Raw genomic sequence first — 10,893 nt, 5'->3', positions numbered from 1 at the left:
GTCATCGTGCGGCCTCCGCCGAAAGCAGGCCGCGTCCGGCCAGGTTACGCATCAGCCCGGCGATGCCGAAGGCCCAGGGCGGGGCCGCCTTCGAGGTCGTCACCTCGTTCTGAAGAACGCCCAGGCGGGGGCTCGCGACGCGGACCACGTCGCCGACCTTGTGGGTGAAGCCGAGGCCCGGGGCGTCCCGGTCCTGGGTCGGCGCGAACAGGGTGCCGCAGAACAGCACGAAGCCGTCCGGGTACTGGTGCTCGCTCATCGCCTGGCGGACGAGTTCGAGCGGATCGCGGCTGATCTCGCTCATGAAGCTGCGGCCCTCGAGCCGGTAGTTGTCGCGCCCCTCGATGGTGAGCTCCACCTCGGCGCGGCGCACGTCATCGACGGTGAACCCGCCATCGAACAGCCGGATGAAGGGACCCAGCGCGCAGGAGGCGTTGTTGTCCTTGGCCTTGCCGAGCAGAAGCGCCGAGCGGCCCTCGAAGTCGCGCAGGTTCACGTCGTTGCCGAGGGTGGCGCCCAGCGCCCGCCCCTGTGCGTCGCAGACCAGCACCACCTCGGGCTCGGGATTGTTCCAGGCCGAGTCGGAGCGCACCCCGATCTGGGCGCCATGTCCCATGGCCGACAGCACCGGCCCCTTGGTGAAGATCTCGGCGTCGGGCCCGATGGCGACCTCGAGGTACTGCGACCAGAGGCCGTCGGCGATCAGCGCCGCCTTCAGCCGGGCGGCCTCCTCGGAGCCCGGCCGAACCGCGCGGATGTCGGCGCCCACCTTGTCGCGCAGGTCGCCGCGGATCTCCTCGGCCCTGGCGGCGTCGCCGCGCGCGCGCTCCTCGATGACCCGCTCCACCGCCGAGACCGCGAAGGTGACCCCGGCCGCCTTCAGGCACTGCAGGTCCACCGGCGCGAGCAGCGGCGAGGCGGCGAAGTCGAACTCCTCAACGGGCCCAAGGTCGACGCCCGCCGGGACGTCGCCGGTCCAGGCGTTGAGCAGCTGCGAGACGGTCGGAAAGGCGCGGGAGACATCGGTGAGACGGCCGTCGCGCACGATCACAGGGGTCGGGCCAGCCGCCGTCTGGATGCGCCCCACAAGGAGGGCCGTGTTCCAGTCGACAGGCAGAAACGCCGCCGCGCCTGCGGTCTCGCCTCCCATGAGCATCGCCTCCCCTTGATTTTTGGTAGCGCTATCAATCAGAGTGCCGACCTGTCAAGGCGAAGACGCCGACCGGAGGAAACCAATGCACCCCACACGCCGCACGGCGATGTCCGGCATGCTGCGCGTCGGCGCGGCCCTGGCCCTCGCCGTTTCGCTGGGCGGCGCGGGCCCGGCGCCCGGGCGCTGGGTCGGCGCCTGGGCCGCCTCGCAACAGATCCCCGAGCCGCACAATGCGCTGGATCCGGCGGAACTCACCGAGGCGACCCTGCGCCAGGTGGTGCGGGTGACCGCCGGGGGTCCGCAGATCCGGGTGCGGCTGTCCAACGCCTTCGGGACCGAGCCGCTCAGGTTCCGCGCCGTGCACGTGGCGCGCCCGGTGGCCGTGGGCTCTCCGCGCATCGACCCGGCCACCGACCGGGCCGTGACCTTCGGCGGTCGCCGGGACGTGACCGTGCCGGCCGGCGCCGACTACCTTTCCGACCCCGTGACCTTCGCCGTGCGGCCGCTGGAGCGGATCGCCGTCAGCGTCGAGTTGCCGGAGGCGCCGGCCCGCCAGACCAGCCACCCGGGCTCTCGGACCACCTCCTGGACCCTGCGCGGGCGGCACGCGGCCGCCGCGGACCTGCCGGGCGCGAAGGGCGTCGCCCACTGGTACCAGCTCTCCGGCGTCGACGTGCCCGCGGCCCGGCGCAGCGGGGCCATCGTCACCTTCGGCGACTCGATCACCGACGGCTACGGGGTCGGGCCCGACCGTGACGAGCGCTGGCCTGACTTCCTCGCCGAGCGGCTGCAGGCCGATCCCCGCACCCGCCACCTCAGCGTCCTGAACCACGGCATCGGCGGCAACCGCCTGCTGCGCGACGGGACCGGGCCCAATGCGCTGGCCCGTTTCGACCGCGACGTGCTTGCCCAGACCGGCGTCACCCACCTCGTCATCCTCGAGGGCGTCAACGACCTGGGCGTGCTCACCCGCGACGGGCCGGCTTCGGCAGACGCGCAGGCCGCCATGGTCCAGGACCTGACCGGCGCCTACCGGCAGATGATCGCGCGGGCCCGGGTCCGCGGCATCAAGGTGATCGGGGCCACCATCATGCCCTTCGCCGGCTCCGGCTATTACCACCCGCCGCCGGCGACGGAGTCCTCGCGCCAGGCGGTCAACGCCTGGATCCGCGCGCCCGGGAACTTCGACGCGGTGATCGACTTCGACGCGGTGATGCGCGATCCCGCCCGGCCGGACCGGCTGCGCGCCGAGTACGACGTGGGCGACGGCCTGCACCCCTCCATCGCCGGCTACCGGGCCATGGCCGCGGCCGTGCCGCTGTCCCTGTTCATCCGATGAGGGCCTGGATCGCGCTGGCCGCGGCGCTGCTCGCCGGCCCCGCCGCCGCCCAGGACATGGCGCTGACCTTCGACGACCTGCCGGTCCACAGCGACCTGCCGCCGGGGGAGACGCGGCTCGGCGTCATCGCGCGCCTGGTGGGCGGCCTCGCCGACGCCGGCGCGCCGCCCAGCTATGGCTTCGTCAACGCGGCCGGCGAGGCCGAGGCCGGCGGCGCGGAGGCGCTGCGGGTCTGGCGCGCGGCGGGCCATCCGGTGGGCAACCACACCTGGTCGCATCGGCGGCTGGAGGACCCCGCCGCCTTCGAGGCCGAGGTGGTCCGCAACGAGCCCGCGCTGCAGGGCCTGGGCGGCGACTGGCGCTGGTTCCGCTATCCGTTCCTCGACGAGGGCGCGACGCCGGAGATGCGCGCCGCCGGGCGGCGCATCCTGGCGAAGCGCGGCTACAGGGTCGCCAGCGTCACCCTCAGCTTCCACGACTACGCCTGGAACGGCCCCTACGCCCGCTGCGCGGCGCAGGGCGACCAGGCGGCGATCGCCGGGCTGGAGGCGAGCTTCCTCGCCGCCGCCGACCAGAGCCTCGCCCGGGCGAAGGCGCTCTCGCGGCAGGTCGCCGGCCGGGAGATCCCGCTGGTGCTGCTGATGCACGTGGGAGCCTTCGACGCGCGCATGCTGCCCCGGCTGCTCGCCCTCTACCGCGAGCGCGGCGTGCGCTTCGTGACGCTGGAGGCGGCCATGGCCGACCCCTTCTACTGGGAGGACCTGCAGGCGAAGGCCTCGGCCCGGCCGGCCACCCTGGAGGACGCCGCCGAAGCGAAGGGCCTCACGGCGCCGCCCGATCCCTACCTGGGCCCGGAGCTGGACAAGGTCTGCCGCTAGCGCTTCGGCGGCCCGTCGGACTCCCGGCGGATCAGGGCGAAGTCGAGGACCGCGTGCGGGTGCTTGGCCGTCTCGCCCGCCCGCCGGCTGCGAATCTCGTCCACCAGCAGGTTCACCGCCTCGCGGGACATTTCCGCCACCGGCTGGCGGATGGTGGTGAGCTCCGGCCAGATGGTGGTGGCGAGCGCGGTGTCGTCATAGCCGCAGACGGTGAGGTCGCCGGGCACGTCCAGGTGGCGGCGGTGGGCGACGGCCACCGTGGCGGCCGCCATGTCGTCGTTGCTGGCGAAGATGGCGGTGGGCGGTTCGGCGAGCGACAGCAGCCGGTCGGCGGCGTCGAGACCCGAGCGGTAGGTGAAGTAGCCCTGGACGATGAGCGCGGCGTCCGGCGACACGCCGGCCTCCTTCAGCGCGGCGAGATAGCCCTCGAGGCGCTGGCCGCTCGCCGTCTGGTTCGGGTGGCCCTTGACGAAGCCGATCCGGCGATGGCCGAGCTCCAGGATGTGCCGGGTCATGGCCCGGGCGGCCTCGAAGTCGTCGATGCGGACCGCCGAGGCGTCCGGCGGCGGGCGGCCGGTGGCCACGGCGACGGCGGGGATCTTGCTGGCTGCCACGACCCGCACGATCACCTCGGAATCGCACAGCGGCGGCGGGAGGATCAGCCCGTCGATCCCCGAGGCGACGAGCTTCTCGGCGGCCGCCTTCTCGCCGCCCTCCACGTCGCACTTTTCGACGATCAGCTGGATGTTGCTGCGGCTCGACTGGTCGAGGCTGCCGACCAGAAACTCGCTGAGGTAGGCGGCGCTCGGGTTGGAGTAGAGCAGGCCGATGCGGATCAGATCGGCGCCCGCCAGGCTGCGCGCCGCGGGATTGGGCTGGTAGTTCAGGTCGCGGATGGCCGACAGCACCGCCTCGCGCGTCGAGTCGCGGACGTTCTTCTCGCCATTGATCACCCGTGAGACGGTCATCGGCGACACCCCCGCATAGCGGGCGACGTCGTGGATCGTCAGCGCGCTCCGCTGGCGCCGAGCGGGTTTCGTCTCCAAGCACGACCTCCAGGGCCCCAGGGCCCGCCTACGTCTTTACCCGCCCCGGCCGCCATCTCAAGCCCGCTTGCCGCTGCGGAACAGTCCCACCCACATTGGTCTGACCTCAATCGAGGGAATGGGTCAGACCGTATTGACAGCAAAGAACTGACCTACTACCAATGTCAATGTGACCGCTATCATTGCAGAGTATTTTGAGCGGGCCCAACCGGATTGATCAGGACGACATGGCGAAACCGCCCGTCGGCCGCTCCTCTGCGCAAATAATCAAAAAGTGTGCGCGAGCATACACAAGGGGAAGGAACCATGAAATCTTCGAGCCAGAAGACGTCCGTGCATCTCCGAGCGCTACTGCTCGGCGCAACCTTCCTCTCGGGGATGGTCGCGACTGAGGCCTACGCTCAGTCGGCGGATGTGGAAGAGGTCGTCGTCACCGGCTACCGCCGCAGCCTGCAGCAGTCCACCGAGGCCAAGCGCGAAGCCACCATCATCCAGGATTCGATCTTCGCCGAGGACATCGGCAAGTTCCCGGACACCAACCTGGCCGAGTCGCTGAACCGCGTGCCGGGCGTCCAGCTCTCCCGGGAGGTGACCGGCGAGGGCCTGCAGATCGCCATCCGCGGGCTGGGCACCAACTTCACCAAGATACTGCTGAACGGAAACCAGATCGCCGTAGCCTCCACCGGACGGCTGGACTCCCAGAGCCAGAACCGGGAGGTCGATCTCGACATGTTCCCGACCGAGCTGTTCAGCCGGCTCGACGTCAACAAGACGCCCACCGCCAGCATGCTCGAAGGCGGCGTCTCGGGCACCGTCAACATGCGAAGCGCCCGGCCGTTCGACTTCAACGGCCGCCAGCTGACCTACTCCCTGCAGGGCAGCACCAACACGCTCTCCGAGGAATGGGGCCCGCGCGGATCGCTGCTGGCCAGCGACACCTTCGAGACCGGCATGGGGGAGTTCGGCGTCCTCATCGGCCTCTCGGCCGCGCGGACGCACATGCAGACCCGCGGCTTCGAGTCGATCGGCTGGTCGAACGCCAACATGAGCTGCGCCGGCTGCAACCTCTACGGCAGCAACAACTTCAACTGGGCCGGCGCCGTGCCGGCCGGCGTAAGCCGCCCTGGCCTGACCGTCGGCGCACCGATCACCAACGACACCCTGCTGGCGCTGAACCCGGGGCTGACCCTCCAGCAGCTCTCCGACGCCATGATCCCGCGGCTGGGCCGCCCGCACTACGCCGAAGGCACACGCGACCGCTATTCGGCCCTGGTCTCCTTCGAGTTCAAGCCGATGGAGAACCTCAACCTCTACGTCGACACCCTGCTCGGCCGCGGCATCCGCAAGTTCGACCGGGTGGACATGAACTGGGTGGGCCGGAACTCGAACTTCATGGTCCCGACCGGCCTGCAGGTGGACGAGAACTTCGTCGTCACCGAGGGGACCTTCCTGAATTCGCAGTTCTTCCTGGAGGCCCGGCCGTACCACGAGAAGGTCAACTTCTTTAACCTGAACCCCGGGTTCTCCTACCAGTTCAGCGACTTCATCCGGCTCGACGGCCAGTTCAACATGTCGAAGAGCCAGTTCCTGCGGGAGGCCCCGACGATCCTGATCAACACCCCGCTGGGGGTGGGCATCAACGTTGAGTACGACAACCCCGGGAAGCCGTTCCCGAACATGAACACCAACGCCGACCTGAACGACCCGAACCTGGGCTGGACCTGGCTCGGCGGCGGGCGGGTGAACATCCAGAACGAGCGGCGGGTCACCAAGACCAAGGCGGCCCACCTGGACGCCCTGTTCGGCCAGGAGGACGGCGTCAACGTCCGCGCCGGCGTCGCCTGGGACCAGGCCAGCCGCAGCATCATGGCCCTCGACAACAGCGCCCGCTGGCAGCAGGCCGTCTGCGGTGGCGGCGGCACCTTCCAGCCCGCCCCTGCCCCGCAGCCGCCGTGCAACGGGCAGGCCGGCTCGGCGGTCACCAACGCCCAGCTCGGCGGCTATCTGCGGCCGGGTCCCGCCGGCTTCATCGCCGTCGACTACGACCGCTTCTTCGGCGACACCAACTACTCGGAGTTCTCGTCCACCGCGCCGTTCTCCGCCTCCTCCAACACCGGCGCCCGCTCGGGCGTCATCGACGAACGGACCCGCGGCGCCTATGTGGAGCTGAACGGCCGGACCGACGTCGGCCCCTGGGAGCTGCGGTTCAACGGCGGCGTCCGTTACGTCTCCACCGACCAGGAGATCACCGGCCCGGTGACCTTCACGGTCGGCGGCGTCCAGACCACCGAGTTCCAGACGCGGGACTCCCGCTACGACGCCTACCTGCCCTCGTTCAACGCGGTGCTGCAGGTGCGCGACGACGTGAACCTGCGCCTGTCGGCGTCGCGCACCCTCACCCGGCCGAACCCGGCCGACATGCTGCCCGGCACCACCTTCTCCGACCCCTCGGCGCAGGAGGCCAGCCAGGGCAATCCGAACCTGACGCCGTTCTTCTCCAACAACTTCGACCTCGGCGGCGAATGGTACACCGGCGCCGAGGGCTACGTCGGCGTGGTCGGCTTCAACAAGCAGATCACCGGCTGGACCCAGACGGGGATCACCACCATCCCCTTCGCCCAGCTGGGCATCCCGTTCGAGGCGCTGAACGCCACCCAGCAGACCGCCATCAACAACCGCGGCGGGCCCAGCGCCGCCACGGTCAACGTCCGCCAGCAGATCAACGTCGGCGGCGTGCTCACCATCCGCGGCTACGAGCTGAACTGGGTGCAGCCGCTCACATTCGTGTTCGAGGGGATCGGGTTCCAGGCCAACTACACACGCATCTACCAGAGCGCGTCCGGCCCGGGCGCGCCGGCCGTGGCGGTGGGGGTCTCGCCCTACACCTACAACGTCACCGGCTACTACGACCGGGGCCCGGCCTCCCTGCGGGTGTCCTATGTCTACAACGCCAGGCAGATCGGCTCGGCCGGGCCGGAGAACGGGGTGCAGATTCCGGTCGCCGGCGGCGCGCCGATCCCCGCCCGGTTCTACAACGACGCCCGCGGCCAGTGGGACCTGTCGGCCAGCTACGAGTTCGAGAACCTGCCGACGTCGCCCAGGCTCACCCTCGACGTGATCAATCTGACCAAGGAGGACCAGCGGACCTACTTCGCCTGGCCCAACGCGACCCAGTCCTACTACGAGGGCAGCCGCACCATCCTCGTGGGGATCCGCGGCCGGTTCTGACAACGGTTCTTTTCTCCACTCCCCCCGAGAAAAGGTCGACTGGGCGGCGCTTCGGCGCCGCCCTTTTTCTTGGGCGGAACGCGCCTCAGATCCCCGGCGCGTAGGGGAACCTCAGGGCCTTGTAGTGGGCCAGCGGATGGGCCGGCGGGGCGTAGCCGGCCGGCAGGGGACGCTTCGAGAAGGTCTGGAAGTAGGCGAGGCAGGCGTCCCGCCACCACTGGGCCTCCTGCTCCTGGATGGCCAGGAAGGCGGCGACTTCCGCGTGGCGCTCGGCGTCGACGTGGGGCGCCATGGCCGCCCAGGTGCGGCGCATCTGCGAGACCTGCCGGACCCCGTCGGTGTAGCGCACCACCAGTTCGTCCCACAGGGTGCGGCCGGAGCTGACCTTCCGGTCCCAGGCCACATGCCGGAACCACAGCAGGTTCTTCTCGTCCGCCAGCAGCTCGGCCGCGGCGCGGGGCGCGTACTGGGAGATGGCGTCGCTGCCGGTCTTCGTCCGGTCGAAGCCGATGCCGGCGGCGTCCGCGCGATGGTAGTAGACCGGGGTCCAGTCGGCGCGGCCCAGGTCGTCCACCCAGGGGGCGGGGCCGTAGTGGTGGCTGGTGCCCATCAGGTGGTGGAGCCCGAGCGGGGTCATGTAGTCCACCACCGCCTCGCGGCTGCCCATCATCATGTCCACCACCGGCCCGAGGAACCGCGGGTCGTTGGAGAAGGTCATCCGCGCCCACTCCCCGGCGATGTCGCGCGAGGACAAGTAGGGGTCCCAGGCCATGCGGCCGAAGACGTACCAGTTGGCCTGGTCGAACTGGGATCCCGACCAGTTGCGGTCCGTCCCGATGTTGGCGACCCCCGCCATGCCGGTGAGCCGGTGGCCGAACAGGGAGCCGTCCACCACCCTGGCGACCGTGGAGCCCTTGCCGCGGCGCCAGGTGTCGGCGTCCAGAGTCTCCTCGTACATCGGCCCCAAGTAGGCCAGGTGGGTGGCGAAGCCGAGGTACTCCTTGGTGATCTGCACCTCGAGCATCAGCGGCGTCTTCGGCGTGGCGCCGAACAGCGGGTGGAAGGGCTCACGCGGCTGGAAGTCTATGGCCCCGTTCTTCACCTGCACAATGACGTTGGGCGCGAACCGGCCGTCCAGCGGCACGAACTCGTTGTAGGCCTGCTTGGCCCGGTCCTCCGGCTGCTCGTTGGAGTAGACGAAGGCCCGCCACATGACGATGCCGCCGTGCGGCCCGACGGCCTCGGCCAGCATGTTGGCGCCGTCGGCGTGGCTGCGGCCATAGTCCTGCGGCCCGGGCTGGCCCTCGGAATTGGCCTTCACCAGGAAGCCGCCGAAGTCCGGGATGGCCCTGTAGATCTCGTCGGCCTTGGCCTTCCAGAAGGCGCGCACGGTCGGATCCAGCGGGTCGGCGGTCTTCAGCCCGCCGATCTCGATCGGGGACGAGAAGCGGGCCGAGAGGTAGACCTTGATGCCATAGGGCCGGAAGGTGTCGGCCAGCGCGGCGGCCTTCTCGATATAGGGCGCGGTCAGGCTGTCGGCCTTGGCGTTGACGTTGTTCAGGACCGTGCCGTTGATCCCCAGCGACGCATTGGCCCGGGCGTAGTCGACGTAGCGGCTGTCCTTCCAGTCCGGCAGCTTGTGCCAGTCCCACAGCGAGAAGCCGGCGTAGCCGCGCTCCACCGTGCGGTCGAGGTTGTCCCAGTGGTTGAGGACGCGGACCTTGACCTTCGGTGCCTCGGCGACGTCGAGCCGTGCGATCGGCCGCCGCGTCTGCACCAGGCGCAACAGGTGAAAGGCGCCGTAGAGCACGCCGGCTTCGCTGTTGGCCGCCACGACGGTGGCGGGCCGCCCGTCCACGGTGACGCTGCGGATCAGGTAGCCCTCGGCGCCCGCGGCCTGCAGCGGCAGGCGCAGGGCGGCGATCCGGGGCGAGGAGCCCGGCGTGCCCAGGATCACCGGCGGGGCGTCCGCGGCCGGCGCGCCCAGCGTTCCGCCGAGCCCCCGCCGCAGCTCGTCGCCGGCGATGGCCAGGGTGGGCGAGCGGCCCTCCACCACTACCTCACCCAGGGCGGCGCGGTAGGGCGCCGCCTCCGCTGCGGGCGCAGGCCGGTAGCGCAGCCACAGATCGTAGCCGTCCTCCGCATGCGCGGCCGTGGCCGTGATCAGGGCGAACAGCGCGACGAGCGCGCGCATCAGGCCGGGCCGCTTCATGACCGCTCCATCTGGTCGAGACACGACAGTTGTATTGGTCTGACCACCTGATTGACAACCTCCCCGCCCCGGCTAAGTTGGACCGGCTGCCGCTGCCGGCCGGGCGCGCGCGATCCCATGCCCTCACGAAAGCGTCCGATGCCGAAGATCACCGCCGCCAAAGTCATCGTCACCTGTCCCGGGCGGAACTTCGTCACCCTGAAGATCGAGACCGCCGACGGCGTCACCGGCGTCGGGGACGCCACCCTGAACGGCCGCGAGCTGGCCGTCGCCAGCTACCTGTCCGACCATGTCATCCCCTGCCTTATTGGCCGCGACGCCCACCGGATCGAGGACATCTGGCAGTACCTCTACCGCGGCGCCTATTGGCGGCGGGGCCCGGTGACCATGTCGGCCATCGCCGCCGTCGACATGGCGCTCTGGGACATCAAGGGAAAGGTCGCCGGCCTGCCGGTCTACCAGCTGCTGGGCGGCGCCTGCCGGACCGGCGTCATGGTCTACGGCCACGCCAACGGCGAGACCATCGAGGACACCGTCGCCGCGGCCCGCGACTACAAGGCCCAGGGCTACAAGGCGATCCGCCTGCAGGCCGGCGTACCCGGCATGGCCGGCGCCTACGGCGTCTCCAAGGACAAGCTGTTCTACGAGCCGGCCGACTCCGACCTGCCCAAGGAGACCGTCTGGTCCACCGAGAAGTACATGCGGGTGGTCCCCGAGCTGTTCGCCGCCGCGCGCGAGGCCCTGGGCTGGGACGTCCACCTGCTGCACGACGCCCACCATCGCCTGACCCCTATCGAGGCCGGCCGGCTGGGCCGCGACCTGGAGCCCTGGCGTCCCTTCTGGCTGGAGGACGCCACGCCCGCCGAGAACCAGGCGCGCTTCCGCCTGATCCGCCAGCACACCACCACGCCGCTGGCCGTGGGCGAGGTGTTCAACTCGGTCTGGGACTGCAAGCAGCTCATCGAGGAGCAGCTGATCGACTACATCCGCGCCACCGTGGTGCACGCCGGCGGCATCACCCACCTGCGCCGGATCGC

At 70.4% G+C, this 10,893-nt stretch carries 7 protein-coding genes; 4 read left to right on the top strand and 3 right to left on the bottom strand.

Going from position 1 to position 10,893, the window contains the following annotated elements; all coding sequences use genetic code 11:
* Position 1: 1 nt before the first annotated feature.
* Entirely contained in the window at positions 2 to 1,156 is a 1,155-nt protein-coding gene (locus tag V7Z97_RS17155) for a fumarylacetoacetate hydrolase family protein (protein ID WP_334164657.1), read from the bottom strand.
* 79 nt (positions 1,157 to 1,235) lie between these two features.
* Between V7Z97_RS17155 and V7Z97_RS17150 the strand changes: the two genes are divergently transcribed.
* Positions 1,236 to 2,492 carry an SGNH/GDSL hydrolase family protein gene (locus V7Z97_RS17150; protein WP_334164656.1) on the top strand — a complete coding sequence of 419 codons (1,257 nt, stop codon included), beginning with the start codon at positions 1,236 to 1,238 and terminating at the stop codon, positions 2,490 to 2,492.
* A complete protein-coding gene (locus V7Z97_RS17145) occupies positions 2,489 to 3,370 on the top strand; it encodes a polysaccharide deacetylase family protein (protein WP_334164655.1) in 882 nt (293 codons plus the stop codon). Before V7Z97_RS17150 ends, V7Z97_RS17145 begins: the two co-directional genes overlap by 4 nt.
* Here V7Z97_RS17145 and V7Z97_RS17140 read toward each other — a convergent pair.
* Complete coding sequence (locus tag V7Z97_RS17140; protein WP_334164654.1) at positions 3,367 to 4,416, bottom strand: LacI family DNA-binding transcriptional regulator; 1,050 nt, start codon at positions 4,414 to 4,416, stop codon at positions 3,367 to 3,369. The genes V7Z97_RS17145 and V7Z97_RS17140 overlap by 4 nt on opposite strands.
* 333 nt (positions 4,417 to 4,749) lie before the next feature.
* Here V7Z97_RS17140 and V7Z97_RS17135 point away from each other — a divergent pair, with 333 nt between their 5' ends.
* The gene (locus tag V7Z97_RS17135) at positions 4,750 to 7,644 is read left to right on the top strand and encodes a TonB-dependent receptor (protein ID WP_334164653.1); all 2,895 of its coding nucleotides are present in this window, start codon (positions 4,750 to 4,752) and stop codon (positions 7,642 to 7,644) included.
* 85 nt (positions 7,645 to 7,729) lie between these two features.
* On the opposite strand, the gene V7Z97_RS17130 is transcribed toward V7Z97_RS17135, so the two are convergent.
* Positions 7,730 to 9,856 carry an alpha-glucuronidase family glycosyl hydrolase gene (locus V7Z97_RS17130; RefSeq protein WP_334164652.1) on the bottom strand — a complete coding sequence of 709 codons (2,127 nt, stop codon included), beginning with the start codon at positions 9,854 to 9,856 and terminating at the stop codon, positions 7,730 to 7,732.
* A 138-nt stretch (positions 9,857 to 9,994) separates the two neighbouring features.
* Here V7Z97_RS17130 and manD point away from each other — a divergent pair.
* Positions 9,995 to 10,893 (top strand): D-mannonate dehydratase ManD (gene manD / locus V7Z97_RS17125; protein ID WP_334164651.1); only part of this gene is annotated, 899 nt, incomplete at its 3' end.

Origin of the sequence: Phenylobacterium sp. (genome assembly GCF_036821595.1) — a bacterium.
Lineage (GTDB): Bacteria > Pseudomonadota > Alphaproteobacteria > Caulobacterales > Caulobacteraceae > Phenylobacterium.
The sequence above is the reverse complement of the archived record's forward strand: the minus strand, read 5'-3'. Positions and strand labels throughout refer to the sequence as shown.

Coding starts and splice junctions, on each gene's coding strand:
- V7Z97_RS17130 (WP_334164652.1), bottom strand. CDS start 9,856: ATGAAGCGGCCCGGCCTGATGCGCGCGCTCGTCGCGCTGTTCGCCCTG.
- V7Z97_RS17145 (WP_334164655.1), top strand. CDS start 2,489: ATGAGGGCCTGGATCGCGCTGGCCGCGGCGCTGCTCGCCGGCCCCGCC.
- V7Z97_RS17150 (WP_334164656.1), top strand. CDS start 1,236: ATGCACCCCACACGCCGCACGGCGATGTCCGGCATGCTGCGCGTCGGC.
- V7Z97_RS17155 (WP_334164657.1), bottom strand. CDS start 1,156: ATGCTCATGGGAGGCGAGACCGCAGGCGCGGCGGCGTTTCTGCCTGTC.